The organism is Pseudoalteromonas sp. ABE4_541 (genome assembly GCF_056312285.1).
Genome location: NZ_JBSVEM010000001.1, coordinates 360,875 through 381,253, shown reverse-complemented (window position 1 = coordinate 381,253; position 20,379 = coordinate 360,875). Strand labels below are relative to the sequence as shown.

Sequence of the window (20,379 nt, the reverse complement as noted above, 5' to 3'; positions counted from 1 at the left end):
TCATTTAAAACACAGCAAATAGACACTATTTTTGGAAAAACTAGCCAGCACACGTTGTTTGCAATGCACCGGCTGAGCTTAGTTAGAAGGTTGCTCGCACACTGAGCGCAAAACGTCTATCCGTTGTAAAGTTAAGAGCTTGCGTTCTAGTTCCAGCTTGGTTCATTTGATATTCAGTCTGAGTTTCTGTATCGAGCAAGTTGCTGGCTTCGAAACCGACTTTCCAGTGGTCATTGATGGTGTAGTAAATACTCGCATCCATCATGCCAGAGGCTTTTGCATAAGCTGGCACATACTCTTCAGACTCCCGCAATGTGAGTAAGTATTCTGAACGCCATGTGTAAGCCAACCTAAATGAAATGGCTTCATATTCATACATACCAATCACGTTGAAGTTTTTATCTGAATAGCCTTGTAATGGTAAACCACTAAACACGCGAAAGGTGTTACGGTTATCGTTGATTGGATTACCATTTTCATCAAACCCAAGTGTGCCTGCAGACACTTCATTCGGGTCCTCAAGACCATCTTGGTCAATATAGGTAAAGTTAAACTGTAAACCCAACCCACGCCATGCGCCTGGTAGCATGTCGTAAAACTGTGAGTATGAGAACTCAGCGCCACGTATAGTCCCCGAGCCGGTATTATCCGGACCATAAGCAGAAATATCATATTTTTCACTGCCATAAGTCACGTCTAAATCAAAAGATTTATCACGGATGATATTATCGAGCTTTTTGTGGAATAAACCGACGGTAATATAACCTGCGTCAGCAAAATACCACTCGGTACTCAAATCAAGGTTGGTTGCTTCTTCCGGCTCAATAAATGGATTACCCGATAATGCGGTCAGCTCAATGCTGTCTAAGCCAACCACTGGGTTAGTTTCTTCATCATAATCGGCGCCTGGAGTTTGCAGACGTCTAACATAATCTAAGCTGATGATATTGATATTTCTGGCATCAACCAGGCTTGGATAATACAGCGCCTGTGACGCCCCAAAACGCACCACAACATCGTCTAAAACGCCCAAACTCACATTGAAACTAGGCAATATAGTGGAGTAATCAGTGCCATCTACCGTACTGAGTTCAGACTTACCACCTGCGATATCATAGTAACGTTTGTATTCGGCTAACTGCATAACATTGTTTAACGAGCTACCCGCTTCACCACGCTTACTTTCTGGTGGCTGAACCAAGGCACCAGTGGACTCTAGTTGGTAATTCACGTAACGTAAACCTAGATTACCGACCAAAGGCATGCCTTGCCATTCAAAGTCAAAATCGCCTCGGACATAAAACTCGGTGCGCTTTTCATTGATTGAACTGATATTAAAGGCAGCAAAAGGCCCATCAACTCTGTGTGGCTTGTCTTCATAAGGTACGTAAGTGCCTGTACACACACCGCCATTTTCAGCACTACGCGTCGCATTATGCCACCCATCTTTACAGCCTTGGCGTAACGATTGCGCATAGTTTCTCACTAAATCCATTTTCGGAAACAAAAAGTTATTGACGCTTCCTTGCAATACATCGCCATGATAGTAATTAGAAAAGTCGACGCGTTCGAACAACTCAGGTCGATTGACAGCCGCAGCTGCGTTTCTATCCTCTTGAACCCAAGGGGTACCAATGGCAGACCAGCCTTCGTAGGCAGTGTCCCTTACCGTCAGGTCCTTATCCGAGATATAGGCGCCTGCACTGACGCTGGTAAAACTGCCATCCAATTCATATTTCAAATCAAGTTTAAAACTGTCGGACTCTGCGCTGTTACGCTCTACTTGCTCCATGCCGCTACCAAGAAATACGTTTGGAACCAGGCCATTCCAGTCTTCATTAGGAGACCAGCCTGCGGTGAGAATATTATCACTTAAAAACTTCACCGTTGGACGCTCACCACGCATGTCTAAGAAGTAAGGTGAAACCACATGAACGTGGTTGCCTCGCGTTTGACCGGACATGCTATAGTTTTCAACTTTTTTATCGGAACTCACATGCTGATAGTCAAAATCAACAGTCAGCCTATCAACAGGCTTAATGGTTAGCTTAAAAGACGAATCATCAACGGTATTCTCGTTGTAATTCCATCGACTACGGTAGAAAAATGGTGTTTCTGGTGACACACCAAGCGCAATACCAGACGTAACAAAGCCATTTTCAGTTGTGAGCGGATAGCCATTTTCGGCATCATCCACCCAGTTTTGTGAAGAGCCCATAAAGCCTTTAAAGCCTTGTGCGGCTTGACCGATTTGACGCTCATTCCACTGTAAAGACGCTTTAGAGTGAATATGCTCAAGCGTTGCAACAATCGTTTCGTCATCATTCGCCCATTGTAAAGATGACGTTAAGCCAGTACGTTTACGGTCGTTCGTCGCCGTACTCATATGAATCGCCACAGGCACATGCCATACACTGCCCTCTGGCTGCCCTGGTAAAGCGGGGCCATCTACAGGCGACGAAGGATCGACCCCTGTAATGCCACCCCATTGATCCAAGGTAGGAACAAAAGAATCACCACGAGAGTGGAAGTTACCTAAACCAACCCCATCTCCACGAGTTTGATATTCTGATTCTGATACGGCAATTAAAAAGCCGAACTTACCAACGTTAGTCTGCCAATCATCTGAAAAAAGTGCAGAAAATGACGGCGTCACTTCTTCTCTGAAGTCACCGTAATTAGCCTTCGCATTCAATGAAATTAAGCGTTCATCCGAATCAAATGGTTTGCGAGTGATGAGGTTCACCGTACCAGAGATACCACCTGAGATCAGATCCGCGGTTTGGTTTTTAACAACTTCAACAGAGCCAAGTAACTCTGCCGGAAAATCTTCGTAGCTTAAACCACCTGATGGATTAGCACTGAATGCATCACGCCCGTTTACTTCTGAGCGCACGCGATCCAAACCACGCACGAGCACGCCCGTCCCTTCATCGGCATAGTGCTTTGGGTCGTCTGATGAAGCAAACCGCTCTATGGTGACCCCTGGCACCCTTTGCAGTGCCTCTGTGACCGATTTATCGGGTAATGCACCAATGTCTGATGCGGTAATAACGTCTTTTACGGTATCAGCATAACGCTTAATATTTTGTGCGCTATTTATGCTGCCTCGTATACCCGTTACTTCTATTATCTCAACTTTTTCTTCACTCTTCCCAGAATTGACACCGCTGTCATTTTTAACCGTTTCTTGCGCGGCAAGTAAGAGAGGACAAAACCCCATAATCGCTGAGGATATTGCGACACTTAATTTGCTTCTCGGTGATTTTTGTACAATGTTATCGGTCACATTTTTAGACATGTTCGTTCCCTTATTCTTATATTCAACCCAGTTGATGCATTATCAAAAGTACAAATGTATATCTCTTTTATTCATCGTGGCCAGTAATGTACACCCACAAGTAACCATCTATGTTACTTAATAACAAAATAACAATATCCTTTTTGTTACTTTCTAACACAGCAGTGTAAAAAGCAAACACTTTTTGGTGAAAAATCACTCTAACCTCAAAATAGTGCACTGCCATAATGTAATACTCATAAATTTAAGAGTGACGAATAGAAAAAGAATTCACAATGGAGTTGTCTCTATTTAATCTCATCTGCGGCTGGGCGTTTTCACGAAGCAATAGCACGCTATTACAAAATAAAATAACGAAAAAAGTGAGCGAAATAGCTTTACTGAACAAGTTCACTAATGTGCAGCTTAGGTTTAAGCTATTGAAAAATAACGTACCAATAAGCACGTACCCACTTTAGCGGTTATTGAATACCGCTCCCATGACTATTTTACTTTTGTGATAACTCGCAAAACAATAGTGAATCTTTTCGGGCCTGTTCAGCACTCGTTTTAGTGAATAAATTTCAACCATAAGAGATCTTTAGAATTTTTCATTTTTATTAAATTCATTAAGTTAGCTGATTTCACCTGCTTTTTAAGCTATTTACATCTTGAATTATACGAATAATCTATTGATTTAAACTTGTTCACATTTTATACATAAAGTGTCCAATTTCGGGGCAAAAAAATAGCCTTCAGCCAAATTAAGGAAAGTAGTATGAAAACATGGCGGTCAGGGATTAGCGTTATTATTCCAACATACAATCGGAGTTTACTGCTTAATCTCACTCTGAACAGCTTAGTGAGACAAACTCTCAATAGAGATTTATTTGAGGTCATTGTCGTCGATGATGGCTCCAGCGATAACACCTCTGAGGTGGTCCAATCTTTCGCAAACAGTTTGAACATTGAGTATTTTTACCAAGAAGACTTGGGCTTTAGAGTAGCAAGAGCCCGAAACTTAGGGATCGCATCAGCTAATTTTGAGCATACTCTGTTTATCGACTCAGGGGTTTTAATTGCGCCTAACTGCCTGCGAAGCCATCTTACTTTTTTCGAAACCCGCCATATTGATGTACAAATTGGCCTTTGTTACGGGTTTGAAGAACATAAAATATCCGACGTACAAAACTGTCAGCAAAAGCTATGCGATCCTAATATTTTTTCCGACAGTCGGTTTCTTGAGCAATATAAAGATTGCCGCGATACTTTTTTAGCGCCCAGAGATTATTCCCTTGATCAGGTTTGCGAACCTTGGTTAATTTTTTGGACCTGCCATGCATCTTGCAAAACCGAAGCATTACATGCAATTGGTGGCTTCGATGAAACGTTCAACAGCTGGGGAGGAGAAGATGTCGAACTGGCACTTCGACTGCAAAATAGCGGGCAAGAATTTGCAATTAATGCATCAGCAAAAGCAATCCATTATCCCCATAACAAAGATCAAAATGCCATCCGACGCAGTGCAAAAAAGAATATTGAATACATTCATAACAAACATTGCACCGTAGCGACATTGCTGCTTAATCAGGGGCTAGCTTGGACAGATATTCTCACATCGCATACTCAACCAACCCCATGTGATTCTCCTTCGTTACTTCACCAGCCGCACAACGTACCTCAAGCGCAATAACTCAGCCGAACTAATTATTGGAAAAATAAAATGAAAAAAGCAGATCTAACTAAACATACACTTTCAAACCAAAATGACATCGCTGTCATAGGGGTAGCTTGCAGACTTCCAGGCGAAAATAATAACCCCACTGCATTTCATGAGTTTTTACTCGAAGGTGGGAACGGCATCTCAGAAATCCCCAAGGCGCGCTGGAACATCGACGCCTATTACAATAGCGACAAAAGTGCTCAAGGAAAAATGTACGTCAAAAATGGGGGATTTTTGTCGGGTCTAGATAAGTTCGATGCCACCTTTTTTGGCATTTCACCCAAAGAAGCCCCCTATATTGATCCGCAACATCGCTGGCTGTTAGAAGTGAGTTATGAAGCAATTGAAAACGCAGGGTTAGATATTAACCAACTCAAAGGCAGTGACACAGGTGTATTTGTTGGCCAGTTTATGCATGACTTTGAACAGCTGCAAACAGACGCAAATGCACATGCACAGATAAGTAGCCACTCGGCAACTGGCTCCTCTATGACTTTAACTGCAAATCGACTCTCATATTGCTACGATTTTCATGGACCTAGCTTAACTCTAGATACGGCATGCTCATCTTCGTTGGTTGCATTGGATTTGGCTTGTAAAGCAATTCAAAATGGCGACAGCCAAATAGCACTGGCTGGCGGTGTTAATTTACTATTGCGTCCAGAAATGACCATGTCGATTTGCAAAGCCTCCATGCTCTCACCCGATGGCCTATGTAAAAGCTTTGATAGCAGCGCGAATGGTTATGTGCGCAGTGAAGGTGTCGCAGTTGCTGTACTCAAGTCGTTATCTAAAGCAATGGAAGATAACGACCCAATCCTTGCAGTGATCAAAGCCAGTGGTACAAACCAGGATGGTCATACGAGTGGCATCACTGTACCGAATGGGCAAGCTCAGCAAAGATTACTAAGCAAGACATTGTCTATTGCAGGGCTAACTGGCGCTGATATTGACTACGCGGAAGCACATGGCACAGGGACTGCGGTCGGCGATCCAATAGAAGTCAACGCTCTTGGTAATGCGCTTGGTAAGCACGCTCAACGCACAACTCACAATCCGTGCTTTATTGGTTCGGTAAAAAGTAATATCGGCCATACAGAACCAACGGCTGGATTAGCAGGCCTAATTAAAACCATTAACGCGATGAACAATGGCGTGATCCCTAAGAATATCCATTGCCACAAACTCAATCCAGCCATTGATGAGCATGCGCTCAATATCAAGATAGTCACTGAAAACACCCCATGGCCAGATAAACCCGGCAAGCCACGCAGAGCCATTGTCAACTCGTTTGGGTTTGGCGGTACCAATGCTAATGTTGTCATTGAACAGGCCCCCAAAAGAGCCTCCATTGTGTCAACAAAAAAGTCACTGATGCAGCTTGTCATAAGTGCAAAGTCTGAAAAGGCTTTGAAGGAATCTGCCAATTTATATTTAAAGCAAGCCAAACAATTAAATGAAGAACAGCTTAACGATTTTTGTGTAAATGCAGCATTATTGCGTACAGCTCATAGACACCGCCTGACAGTAACAGCACACAGTGCATCAAACCTAATTCAACAACTTGAAGACTACACTGCTGAGCTCTCCAATAAAGCCACTAGATATAGTCAAGCACAGCATAATGGCTCAACCCCCATCGCCTTTGTTTTTTCAGGTATGGGCACAACCTGGCCACAAATGGGTCTTAAGCTATATGAAAGCGACGATGTTTTCAGACATCAAATTGACAATATTGATCTTGAGCTTAAAAAATATGTGGATTGGTCTTTACGAGATGTGTTGGCAAAAACTTCAGATCAAATCCATGAAACTCAGTATGCACAACCTGCTATTTTTGCGATTCAAGTTGCGCTTTATGAATCCCTTATAGCTCAAGGTGTGCGAGTCAATGCCATCGTTGGGCACAGTGCGGGAGAAGTTGCAGCGAGTTATTGTGCGGGTGTTTATAACTTTGCTGACGCCGTAAAAATTATTTACCACCGTAGCCAATTACAGCAAACCACCAGCGGTGAAGGAAAGATGCTCGCAGTCGGCATTGATGAAACCAAAGCAAAAACACTGTGTGAGCAATATGAAGGTCTAGTATCTATCGCGGCAATCAATAGCGAAACAGCTGTCACACTTTCAGGTGATGAACAAAGTCTAGAGCACATTGCACAACAACTGGATGACACTGGACATTTTGCTAAGTTTTTGAATGTTGACGTGCCCTATCACAGCCCCGCGATGGAAAAGCTAAAAGAGCCGCTCATACAAGCGCTTTGGGATATCGAGCCACAAGCACCGACGATCCCCTTTTACTCCACCGTTACAGGACAAACTGCACAATGGCAAAATTGGCGCGGTGAATATTGGGCCGACAATGTTCGTGAGCCTGTTTATTTCTATCAAGCCATTGAACAAATATTAACAGATGGCATTGAATGCTTTGTTGAGGTTGCACCTCATTCTGTGCTGTCACATTCAATCAAACAGATCTCAACAAGCCCTTCAACGTTTACTACGCACACCCTATCAAGAGCACAAGATGATCAGATCCAATTGGCTGCTTGTGTTGCATCACTGACTACTGCGGGATTGCTAGATGTAAGATCTGCGCTGGGTTTCAGTGATTGTTCGCCCAATCATGCCATTGCGCTACCAAATTACGCGTGGCAACATGATACATACTGGCTTGAGAATCCAGATGTACAGCTAACTCGAATCGAAAACAAGCAGAAAAAAGACGCCTATTTCGATGCAGTTGTGCCGATGCTAGGCCAACAATTAATCAGTCAACAGCCTGTTTGGCAAAGCAAGTTTGACTTGGCCGAAAACGCTTTCCTATTAGGGCACCAAGTTGGTGAGGATATCATTTACCCGGGTGCCTGCTACATTGAATCGGCCTTACAGATTGCTCAATTACAATGGCCTGAACACGCAATCGAACTAAGGGATATTGAGTTCTTACGGCCGCTGTATCTCGAGGCAACTGCCAATATTTTAGAAACGCGCTTTGACCAGCACACTCAACAATTGACCATCCATGCACTCCAAAGTGACAATTGGCATTTACAAGCCAAGTGCCAAATGGCTGAAAAACCGAGTATTGCCCTGGCAGGTAAACCTTTGCAGCAGGCTAAATTAGAGTTTTCTGAGCAACGAGATCAAACAAAGTTCTACCAACAATGCCATCACTTGGCGATGAACTATCAAGGACAATTCCAAAGTGTAATGCAATGCTGGAAAGATGAACGCACTGTTTTGGTTGAATTAAAAGGTCAAGAAAATACCGATTACATATTAGATCCAACGCTCTTAGATGGCGCTTTTCAAAGCTTTTTCCAACTTGTCGAGCACTCTTATTTACCCGTTAAAATAGCCTCCGTATGCCTACATAAAACGCCTGCAATGCATTGTTTTGCCAAATTAACGGTTGAATACATTAATCCGTTGTCGAGCAAAGGTGATATTGACATATTTAATCTTGATGGCGATCTGTGTGTACAGATCCAAGGTATTGAGCTGCGCAGTAACTCTGCTAAACGTTATGATTCAAACAAAGAGTTAAAATATCACTATACATGGGCCAATCTTGACGTGGTTAATGCCCAACATGATGCGCAAAGCAACTCAACCACCCTTTTACTTAGTGCTGGGCATGCACTGCAAAAACTAGATAATTTGCCCGGAATTATCACCTCTTTGCCGTTTGCTTCTTCAGAGCTATCTAATGCACTTGTTGCGCACACAGCAAACACACAAAGAGTCATCTTAGATTTGCGAGCATTGAGTGATGCCTCACTCGACATTGCGTCAATGTCTATTGAGCAACAGGCCTTCATTCAACCGCTGCAGATTCTGCAAGCGTTGCAAGCTCAACAGTGGCAAAACCCTCTTGAGGTTGTGATTGTCACACAAGGTGCCTATGCGCCAGCACAAAGCACAATTAATCCCATGCAAACCGCGCTTTGGGGCTTAGGCCGAGTTTTTGCGTCCGAAAACCAGCAGTTTAATACTGTTTTACTCGATTTGGACAATGCGCAAAGCTCACTTGATGTGTTTAATACTTTGCTACAACAACCGCAAATACTCGATGCTGAAATCGCGATCCATCACGGCCAAGCATACTCTCACCAGTTAAGAGCACTCGATACTTTTGATTGCCTAGATAACGCTCTTTACCCAGTGATACCTGCGCATCCCAATCATTATCAGTGGCAATTCATAGATGAACAATGGCTGGCGATTAAACAACCTGTGTCATCGCACCATGACCTTGCACAAGTTCATTATATTGCCACGTCATCACAAGTGCTTTCAGGTCAGCTGACACCAGCACTGTACTTATTAACAGATAACCAGAATAAGCCGCTGCTTGGCGTGGCATATGAAGGCATAACCAGCCACCTAAATATCGATATTCCGTTAATAGCAATCGCCAACGCCCAAGTTGACTGGCTATCAACCAATATCTCCTGTGTACACAACACCCTCGCATTACAGCTCGCCATCGAAGCCATGGCATCTCAATCGGCGGTTACATTTTACGCGCCAAATACCAAAGCAGACTTTGCAGCTATCGAGCTTCTTAAATCTGCTGGATTAGTTGTTCGTACTATTAACGAAGCGCAACTCACACAATTTGATGGCCTTGTTGAAACCCTTGTATGGTGCAGTAACACAGCCCCTGCGCCATCGTTAGCAAAAAAACTGCAATACGGCGCTTGCGTGCTTAGCTTAAAGCCATCTTTAAGTACCGCACATTTGCCCGAACACTGTTCAGTGATAAAGCCAACCATCACAATGGCGACCCAATTAAGTACCAATGAGCTGGCCGATAAATTAACTCATATTGTCGATACACTCATGCAGCATAACAGAGGCAATGCGCATCTCGAGCAGATGATATCGATGCCAAACACGCCAGCGTATGACTTGCAGGGCGTTGTAACAATCGCAATGACTTCAACACCGAATCATTTGTACCAACGTCATAACAACACCCCACACTTTGAGAATGCCAGTTTCTTAGTGACAGGCGGGCAAGGCGGTATCGGACTCGAGGTCGTACAATGGCTGGCCAAGCAGGGAGCGAGTCAGGTCTTTGTGACAGGCCGAAGTGCACTCAGTGAACAGCTTGGTAAAGTGATAGCGGATGCACAACAATATCAGTGCGCAGTAGAGTACCTTCAGGCAGATGTGAGTCAACGTGATGACGTATCCCGACTTATCGCTCATATCCAGAAAACACCATACCCATTGAAAGGCATTTTCCACGCTGCAGGTGTACTCAAAGATGCAACTTTCAGCCAGCAAAGCGCTGAGCATATGACGACGGTGTTGGCACCAAAAGTGAACGGAGCCTGGTATCTCCACCAAGCAACACTAGAGTGCGAGCTTGACTACTTTGTGTGTTTTTCGTCTATTGCTGCGATGGTTGGCTGGGCAGGACAGGCAAACTATGCAACCGCTAACGCATTTATGGATGGTTTGTGCGCCGCTAGAAAACAACGAGGGCTCAATGCAACAAGTCTTAACTGGGGTCCTTGGTTAGAGGCTGGTATGGCTGCACAACTTGAAGAGCAAGAGCGCTTGCAAATGGAGCGTGCAGGTATGTACGCATTGTCCTCAAGAGAAGGTATCACAGAGCTTGAACATGCGCTTTCAAGTGCGACTGCTCAGATAGGCATATTTAAAGTGGATTGGGAAAATGCCAAGTTAGTTGGTGCTCAACCGAATGCAGGCAGTGTATACACCCTCCTATTGCCTGAACAATCCGCCAACACCGAAAACCCACTCAAGTCACAACTTGCAACGGCTTCATCTTCACAAAGAAACAGTTTATTAGTCAATGCAGTTAAAGCTGAGTTAGCAGGTGTACTTGGTTTAAACGACCCTGAGCATATCGACGCAAATACCAGTGTCTTTGACTACGGCCTGAATTCACTAATGGCTATTGATCTCAAGCAACGTTTGCAGGCTCTTTGCGACAACCCTCTGCCCGCATCACTGGTAATGAAGCATGACTCGGTCACTAAGTTAGCCGATTACATTGGTGCACTTTACGCCGATATTGGGCAATCAATTGACCAAGTGTCTAATGAACAAGTTATCACGGTGGCACTATGAGCATTGAGCATTTAATTTCCCAGTGTCAGCGACAAGGTATTTCTTTCTCGCTCAACGACAATGACCAACTTAACTTGCATGCCAAAGTTCAGCCCTGTGCTGAACTTGTGGCTGAACTAAAACAGCGCAAAGCTGAGCTAATCACCTATCTGCAGCAGCATAAACTTCGTCAACTTGAAAACTCATTGTCTCAGTCCATTGACACATCACCGTTATCATTCTCCAAAGGTGAGGTGTCATTTCAACAGCAACGCATGTGGTTAATAGACACCTTAAGAGACGGTGCTATTGAATATCATCTTGCTCGAAGCTTTACGATGAAAGGCTCGCTAGACCTAGCTGCGTTCCAAACTGCGTTGACTCACGTTATTGAACAAAACGAGATATTAAAAACAGTTTACAATAAACAAGGTAGTACCTTGTTCCAAAAAATATTACCTCACTTCGAGTTGCCATTGAGCCTAGTAGACCACACTACGCAACTCGCCTTAACCAATAAAGATACAACGCAGAAAATAAAGCAGTTTATAGAGAAGCCTTTTAACTTAAGTTGCGAATTACCAGTTCGACTATGTCTTCAAACATACTCGCCAACGCATCATGAACTTACCATCACGATACACCACATTGCTGCGGACGGCTGGTCTATCGCTTTATTTTGCCAGCAAGTGGCGCTGCACTATGCAGCCCAAGTAAAGCAAATAGCGGTACCGCCGAAGCATAACACACTGAGATATATTGATTTTGCACGTTGGCAAAGAGATATACTCAATGAACAAAACCTGTCGTTACTTTGTCAGTGGTGGCAAAAAACACTCGCAGATTGCCAGCCTAACGTGACCTTTGCGCTCGACTATCCAAGAGCACAACAAACGGCTGTATCCGCGGGACTATACATCAGTCATATAGACAGCCCCCTTAATGACAAAATTAATCGCTTTGCAAAACGACTTGGCACCACCCCATTCACCATTATCTATGGTGCATTTAGCATTTTATTGGCATTTCATAGTAATGAAACAGATACGCTGATAGGCACCCCCGTCGCCAATAGGGAGCATGAACAAACAAGCGAGCTCATTGGCTTTGTCGCTAACACGGTATTGTTAAGACACAAAGTGGACTATGCGCAAAGTTTTAACGATTGCATAGCTAAGCTCAAACACATAATGGGCGATGCCTTTGCCCATTCACAATTACCATTTGAAGTTTTACTAGACAGTCTTGACGTACCCAGACACCCTAATCAACCGCCTTTGATCAACGTATTTTTAGCCATGCATAATATGAAAGCGATTGTGCCAGAGCTACAAGGGCTTGATATTACACCATCTTCTCACCAGCATCGGCTGGCAAAATTCGATTTAACACTCGATATCTACGCACAAAGTGATGGCTTAACTCTTGAGTGGGAATATGCCGCAGAACTCTTCGAGCCGGAAAGTATTGAAAGGCTTGCTGAGTCATTTGAACACTTGCTAGAGCAACTCATTGCACATTCAAAAAGCTCGATGCAATCACTTCACTTCCTACCTGACAATCAGTTAGAGCAGTTAATGAGTTATGGACACGGCTGCGTCAGAGACTATTCGTATTTGAACACTCTACCAGCGGCACTGGGCGCCGTTTTTTGTAACGCCCATGATGGCATAGCAACTGAGGATGCACACAGTGCACTTGATTATCATCAGCTGGCCCAATTAGTTGAGCAATATAGCCAAGCTATTTTGGCACAAAAGTTAGCTAACAATAGCATTATCGGAGTATGTTGCGCACGCAGCAACCACATGCTGGCCATGATGATCGCAATATGGAACAGTGGCCATGCCTACTTGCCACTCGACCCTAATTATCCTCAAGCAAGATTAGTTTATATGCTTGAGGATACGAATGCACCGCTGTTGCTCTGCGATAAAGAAAACTACCATTTTGCTTGCCAACTGCACAAGAATGTCCTTTCGTGTGACACTTTACGTGCCATTGACTCCTATACTTTTGCTAAAGTTAAACCTCAGCATCCTGCCTATATCATCTACACCTCTGGCTCAACAGGTAAACCCAAAGGCGTATTAATTAGCCATGCGTCATTGCTCAACTTTGTCGCATCAATGACGGACACTCTCAATTTGAATGCTCAAACACGGGCATTGGCACTCACGTCAATTTCTTTTGATATTCATATCTTAGAGCTTTTTGCACCTCTGCTGAGTCAAGGTTACGTGTACATCGCTACGTCAGAGCAGAGTAAAGATCCCCAACAATTACAACAGGTGATTACAGAGCAGCAGCTAAATCTAGTCCAAGCAACGCCTACAACTTGGAATATGCTGCACCGATATCAGGTGAGGCTCAATCCAAATACTCAAGCACTCAGTGGTGGCGAACCTTTAAACACCGAATTACTCGATTACTTTTTTTCGCAGCCAACGATGCTTTGGAACATGTATGGACCAACGGAAACCACCGTCTGGTCGTCAGTAGCAAGGTTAAGCCACACTGACAATATCCACCTTGGTAAGCCCATCGACAATACTCAGTTTTATATTGTTAACAGTCAGAACCAACTTTTACCCAAAGGCACAGCTGGGGAATTATTAATAGCAGGCGAAGGGCTCGCTTTGGATTATCACAATCGTGATGATGAAACACAGCTCAAGTTTATTCAGTTGTCACTGCCTACGAATGAAGTCGTTCGTGCTTATAAAACTGGCGATTTAGTCAAACTAAATCATCAAGGGCAGTTAATTTGCTTAGGGCGAATTGATCAACAAATCAAACTCCATGGTTTTAGGATAGAAATATCCGAAATTGAATCGGTGCTTATGCAACATGAAGCCGTACAAGCCGTCGCAGTGGTTCTAAATAAAGTCGGTCAGCTTGTCGCCTTTGTGGTTTCCGATACGTATTCTGATCAACTTGTTACTCAATTAAACACTCTGCTTAATAAGCACCTACCCGCTTATATGCGACCTCAGCATATTCTCGAAGTAGACTCTTTGCCAAAAACACCTAATGACAAAATAGATCGTAATAAACTAGCAGCACACGCCTTATCAACCCAATCGCAGCCAAAATCAGCTCAACAATTACACGCCTATTCACAAGAAATTGTGGCACTTTGGCAAAAACATTTGCAAAAGTCAGACATCGACCCGCACACCTCATTTTTTGATCAAGGTGGCAATTCTATCCAATTTATTGATCTCCTCTCGTCAGTAACGCATGTGACAGGCAAGTCTCTGGTGATCAAAACATTGCTCGCCGATCCAACACTGGCGCATATGCATGCGCTGCTCAATCAAAGTAAGCCAACTATGCGCTGTGAAATAGATTTAACCCAACCTATTTCGCACCATGCAAGCTGGCAGCATGACGCCATTTATCTGCCCAGCCTACCCAACCGGAAACTGTTTTTATCATTTGGTGGCAAACATAATCTTTGGCTTGTTAATCATACTATTGTTCTTAATGACAGTGACGAACAACTGGGCTTTGAACTTATTCGTCATGCGGTATTCATACTGCTTGCCCACCACCCTGCTCTTAGAACTGGTTTTGAGCCAGACAGTTACAAAGAATACATCGATGATTTAGAGTCTTTGACCCGTCGACAAATATGCTTTGATTTATCCGAACTATCTGAGCATAGCGACATCTGTGGTTTTATTGAGCAAGAAGTACTTTCCATGCGACTCAATTCGGGTTTAGTTAGACTGTTTTATATCAAGCGCGAACAGCGCGTTTTTCTGACTTTGTCATTGCACCACGCCGTATTTGATGGTTTCAGTATGAGCGTAATTACTCGAAACTTTACTCGAATAGTTAAAGCGCTCGTCACTAAGTCCCACTCGGTTTCACTCAGTGTGGACAATTACGTCACTTTTGTTAGAGAGTTTGCGCGTTACTTTCAACGACCATTACATGCAAACAATCAGAGCAACTGGCAAGCGGATCTAGACTTTTGGAATCACAGTGCCCAGCTTCAAGCACCAAGGATGTTTAACGAACAACGGGCACTTGCGGCAAATATCCCCTGTAATTTGCAAAGCCAACGGAGTGCGATTCCTGCGCACATTACACAGCGAATCGCATCACTATGTGCAGATAACCCCAATATCCAACAATCAGATATACATACCGCGGCGATTGCTCGGGCGCTGCAACAGACATTTTCATTAGAGAACATCAGTTTAGAGTTATCACAATTTAATCGTTTCAATAAAGAGATTGAAGTTGATACCAACATGTCTGTTGGATATTTAGTTTCTCGAGTTGTCATTTCAATTGATACTGAGACTCTCAAATCGCAACATCAAACCGCGTCCTTCATCGCTCAATTTCTCAAAGAAGCGCCTCACAATGCGATTGGTTATCATGCGCTAGAAGCCCTCAATCAAGACCCTCAGCTGCAAGCTTTGCTGCAACCAATACACACACCTGATTTTAGTTACAACTATCAAGGGGAACTGAACGCCAATGCCCAATCAGAGCTTATTGCCACGTCATTAAACGAACAAGAAATGGCACTAAAGCAAGCAATTCCAGATGTGCAAAATGATCATGACTTAAGCAGTCCCCATTCCATGTATCTATCAACCTATTTTGAGAATGCTCAGCAACACCTCTACGTTGGCTGCAGTAAACAACTAATTGAAAAACAAAAAGTTACTGAACTAATAGAGAACTACATAAAAAATTTAGAAGGAATAACACGATGAAATACCTGTACTTAATATTCTTACTGGTCAGCTCGTCTGTATTTGCCAGTGTTTCACACTCAAGCTTTGATTTCCCTAGCTACTATTCGTCAGATGTATTTCATCAAAAGCTAGGCGTTAGTAAGGCGATGTACGACGATATGTTGCCCTTATATACTCAACTTCAGCAAAATAAAGCAGGCAGAACATTTGATGATGTATTAAGTATCAGCTACATGGAATCGCCCGTTTATCAACCTATTGTTATGCTTGCAGCAATTCGTCACTTGAGTGTTTCGTTATTAGTCAAAGATGAGGTGACACCTGGCACTTTAGAACACAGTATTCTCGCCCTTTATTTTCTGGAGCGCTTATCTTTAGTTGCAGCAGATCCTACCTGGGCACAAGATTCACGACAAAAATTAGGACGAATTCTTAATCAAGCACTTAGCTACTCATCTTTACATGTCGATGAATCTTTAAATAGCCACATTCAATTTCATTATGCATTTAACAAAGCACCAGAGCTTGCGATACCAGCTGGTATTGCTTTGCTAGAAAGCCTCATTCAAGACCCGGGTAACGTAATGACCTATGCTTTGGTGACTGCATCTAGATTATGGCTCGGCGGCGAGGTGGATTATGACGACCCGAGCACGTTAAACTATTTTATTCTCACAAGTTTTTACAGTAATAGAGCACTGGCACTCTCTCATGAGCTAGAAATGCAATTTGTCGCCAATCCAACTAATAAAAAAACCATGCGACTCGCCTCACTACTCGGTGGCTGGAACACCTTGCCTAGACGTTGGCTCGCAAAGCTTCACCAAGATAAACAAAGCCAATGGCTCATTGAGCAAGAACAAACCGAATGGTTTAACGTCAATCCAGGATTTCATTCCATTACTTTCTCATCAAGCTATTTTAGCGATTCGGAATACTTCGCAACAGGCTTCAATAACATGATGCAAGGACTTGCAGCGTGTAATCAAGATCTCTCTTTCAGAAGTTGCTCTGATAATCCAAGGTTTTCATTCAACCGTTTAGTATTCATCACTAGCCTTATTGATTACGCAATCAAAGCGGGCGATTTCACCACAGCAACCAACATCTTGAGTGTTAAATACTGGCCTGAATTTCATTTTTCACAGTGGCAGATTGGCCACAAGGCATTTGAACTGCGCGAACAGAATATGGTGGAGTTAAATGCGCGTTGGAACAACGATGATCCAACTGATGATGAACCATTCATCACTACCACTAAAAGGCAATGGGGAGACTACACAATGACCTGCCAAACATGCCATCAACAACAAGGCCGAGAATGGACCCAAGAGCAAGAAGATGAGGCGAGTAAACCACTACCAAGCGTCAGTGTCATCGGTCAGTGGCCCAAAGTGACAACAAGCTGGACATCAAGTGCTCAAGCACTGATTAACTGCGCCCAAACTGCTCACTGGAACAGTCACGCTGTTTACCAAGTCAATCAGCAAGTGCAGTACCAGCATGCACTCTACAAAGCCAAGTGGTGGACAAAATCCGAGCGACCAAACGCGTCTAATGAGTTTGATGTTTGGCAGTTTATTGGCTTTTGCCATGCAGGAAGCGTGCAATAACTCATGAAAGAACTATTCATAAACTATGAGTTTAAACTTCATTGGGTTGGCATGTTGCTAACCCAAATTGGCGCTTACTTTACCTTAATTGCCTTACCCTGGTTAACGCTTGAAGTATCACAAGATAATCCAATTTTACTGGCACTTGTCATGGCATGCTTTGGCGTGCCACACAGTATATTTATTCTTATAGGTGGCGTGTTTAGTGACAAATTAACACCTCTGATGGTGATCCGAATTGGTCGACTAGGCTTTGCAACATGTACCTTGGCTTTCGCAACCTCGTTATTGCTATGGATGCCCAATACCCTGTTGCTCATCCTATTTGCTATTTCGGCAGGCAGCTTTTCAGCACTGTGTTTTCCCGCAAATCAGTCCATTATTCCCCATATTGTGCCTAACTCCAGCATTTTGGCCGCTAACGTGCTGACTATGGGCGGCAATTTTGTTATTCAATCCATTGCCCCTGTGCTAGTTGGACTCTGTTTACTGTGGGCAAAATCTCTTATAACAAACGTCATGCCAGAGCAAATCACACACCACCACTTAACATTCGCCTTTTTTGTCGATGCACTTTTGGTGCTACTCGCGACAGCGTGCGCTATGTTAATGCGCCCACAAACAGTAATAGAACATACACGTGAAAAACTACTTCGCAAACTTCATCAATCCATTATCGATAGCTTTAAGTACACCTTTGAGCACCCCAATCTGCGGGTCATTGTCAGCTATCTCATGCTGGTTTCAATTTTAATTTATGGCCCTCTCGTTATTTTTATTCCCTATATTGCCAAAGTACATCTAGCGACTAATGAAGCCGGACTAAGCTACTTGTTTGCAAGTCAAGGAGTAGGAACTTTTATAGGTGCAATATTAGTGACAGTGCTCAAGCCAAAAATGCGCTATTTAGGCATTTATATATTGGCGCTCGATTTTATTGCTGCTGTTGCCTTTATCTACTTAGGGTTTCAAACAAATCAAGTCTTTATATGTCTGCTATTAATCATACTGGGCTGCACTACCGGCTTTGCGATTGTGGCTGGTACAACTTGGTATCAGCTACATGTGCCTCTGAATAAGCTCTCCAGTGCGATTAGTATCGTCTTGTTTTCAGTCCATGGCTTAGTGCCTATTTCGTCCATTGTGATGGGTACTTTATTAGATCTAACAAGCATAAAAATAGCCACCTCTATTTTAGGTGGGCTTGCAGTAGCGGCTTGCTTAACTGGTTTGTGTACTAAAAACATACGAAATATGGGCAATGCGCCTGATGCGAACAACAATGAAACTCAGCAACTCATAAGGGCGTCCAATGGCAAAGTTTGTTAATCATTTCTTTCCCTCTTATTCAGCGCAAGCTATTGAAGCACTCATTGATTCAGGTGTGGCATTTTCCTGTACACCACAACTGCTCGGCACACCACGCTTCGCCTATGTTGAAATATACGAAAACACTATGGACACACCACCCAGTGTTAATTTAGCTGCCTTCCAAGGTGCAATATCAATCGGTAAGAATGCGTTTTTGGACTCTAGCAGCGCTGCTGCTTTTCCGAGCGATTTGGTGAAGTTCACAGTGGTAAAACGCCCAAACCAACACTGCGGTAAAATCATTATAGGCGATAACGCTTGTTTACAAGGCACCGCCATTGTCAGTTATGACATGGTCACCATAGGCGACAACGCACTTTTTGGCCCTAATGTCGTGATTATGGACTGTGACGGGCATACTTTAACAAATAGAGACAGTCATGATGAAGTTAGTCGCTTAATAACCAAACCCGTTACCATTGGCAACAATGTTTGGATTGGTTACGGCGCGATTATCAACAAAGGTGTCTCAATTGGTGACAATGCGGTCATTGGTGCTGGCAGTGTGGTGCATAAAGATATTCCTAGCAATACGGTATATGCGGGTAATCCAGCTAAATTTATAAAGTATGTAAATTCAACCGAGGTTGACTAGCAAAAAGATATGTTTAAATAAAAACGTAGAATTTCTTCAAAGAAATTTAACCAAAATATGAATAGGGCTAATGAATATATTAGCCCTATTCCTTCTGTACGAAATATTATAGGTGCCCTTACACTGTAAATTTGCTAACATTATTAAAGAAAAATGTGTAAGACAAAACGCCTATAACAATTCAAAAAATCACTCGCTAACAAATCTATCACATGGCAATCACATGAAAGAATTAACAACGCACGAAAATTTAAAAATAAATAAACTACAAATTCCTGAGACTGATAAGCATGTGTATATCATAGACAACTTTTTGGATGGCTTGGGAAGTATTTTAAATTTTGCTTATAATATTGCATATTTCAACCCGATGTTTGCAGATCGTTCATTTTACCCTGGTATTCGAGACAATATGCCTATGCCGTATCTCAGGGTTCTAGAGAAGTTTTTCTCAGAGAATATCTTAGCGGATCTGCCAGGGGAATATGATAAGGTGACTTTTCACAGAAGCTTATTGTCTCTGGTAACCTGCCCGCCAGATAAGCTTATAAATGAACAAAAAGTGCCACACATTGACACGTTTGATAGTAAGCACTTTGCTTTTGTTCACTATTTATCTGAACAAGATTTGGGGGGAACAAGTATATATAAGTATAAACCAGCTGAACTCATTGAATTTAAAGAAGAGCATGCGCCACACTTAAAATACATGATGGAAGATATAAATAGGTTTAAAGACGAACACTCAGGTTATATAAATAAAAGCACCAGCATTTTTGAACAAGTGTTAAAAATCAACCCAAAACAAAATAGACTCGTAATTTACCCTGGAAATATATTACACAGTGCGAATATAGTGTTAGAAAATGACTATAGTCGAGACCCTAAAAAGGGAAGATTATCGATATCTTCATTTGCGACAATCTCAAAGTAGCTTGCTACCAATATAATTTATCAAAATGACTAGCGAGTAGTTTCTCCGC

General features: G+C 42.9%; 8 protein-coding genes. 7 read left to right on the top strand and 1 reads right to left on the bottom strand.

Annotated features, from left to right (window positions below; translation table 11 throughout):
- Nucleotides 1–82: 82 nt before the first annotated feature.
- A complete protein-coding gene (locus ACW689_RS01835; protein ID WP_476288004.1) occupies nucleotides 83–3,301 on the bottom strand; it encodes a TonB-dependent receptor in 3,219 nt (1,072 codons plus the stop codon).
- A 757-nt stretch (nucleotides 3,302–4,058) separates the two neighbouring features.
- Here ACW689_RS01835 and ACW689_RS01830 point away from each other — a divergent pair.
- From ACW689_RS01830 to ACW689_RS01800, 7 genes are all read left to right on the top strand, one after another.
- The gene (locus ACW689_RS01830; protein WP_476288002.1) at nucleotides 4,059–4,973 is read left to right on the top strand and encodes a glycosyltransferase; all 915 of its coding nucleotides are present in this window, start codon (nucleotides 4,059–4,061) and stop codon (nucleotides 4,971–4,973) included.
- Nucleotides 4,974–5,003: 30 nt separating this feature from the next.
- Nucleotides 5,004–11,117 carry a type I polyketide synthase gene (locus ACW689_RS01825; protein ID WP_476288000.1) on the top strand — a complete coding sequence of 2,038 codons (6,114 nt, stop codon included), beginning with the start codon at nucleotides 5,004–5,006 and terminating at the stop codon, nucleotides 11,115–11,117.
- Nucleotides 11,114–15,835 (top strand): non-ribosomal peptide synthetase, encoded by a 4,722-nt coding sequence (locus tag ACW689_RS01820; protein ID WP_476287998.1) that lies wholly within the window; start codon nucleotides 11,114–11,116, stop codon nucleotides 15,833–15,835. Before ACW689_RS01825 ends, ACW689_RS01820 begins: the two co-directional genes overlap by 4 nt.
- Complete coding sequence (locus tag ACW689_RS01815; RefSeq protein WP_476287996.1) at nucleotides 15,832–17,430, top strand: carbohydrate-binding protein; 1,599 nt, start codon at nucleotides 15,832–15,834, stop codon at nucleotides 17,428–17,430. The genes ACW689_RS01820 and ACW689_RS01815 overlap by 4 nt, the downstream gene beginning before the upstream one ends.
- 3 nt (nucleotides 17,431–17,433) lie before the next feature.
- Entirely contained in the window at nucleotides 17,434–18,759 is a 1,326-nt protein-coding gene (locus ACW689_RS01810; protein ID WP_476287994.1) for an MFS transporter, read from the top strand.
- Nucleotides 18,743–19,396, top strand: coding sequence for an acyltransferase (locus ACW689_RS01805; RefSeq protein ID WP_476287992.1), 654 nt, complete (start codon nucleotides 18,743–18,745; stop codon nucleotides 19,394–19,396). Before ACW689_RS01810 ends, ACW689_RS01805 begins: the two co-directional genes overlap by 17 nt.
- A 223-nt stretch (nucleotides 19,397–19,619) precedes the next feature.
- The gene (locus ACW689_RS01800) at nucleotides 19,620–20,330 is read left to right on the top strand and encodes a DUF6445 family protein (protein ID WP_476287990.1); all 711 of its coding nucleotides are present in this window, start codon (nucleotides 19,620–19,622) and stop codon (nucleotides 20,328–20,330) included.
- The last annotated feature ends 49 nt before the right edge of the window (nucleotides 20,331–20,379 follow it).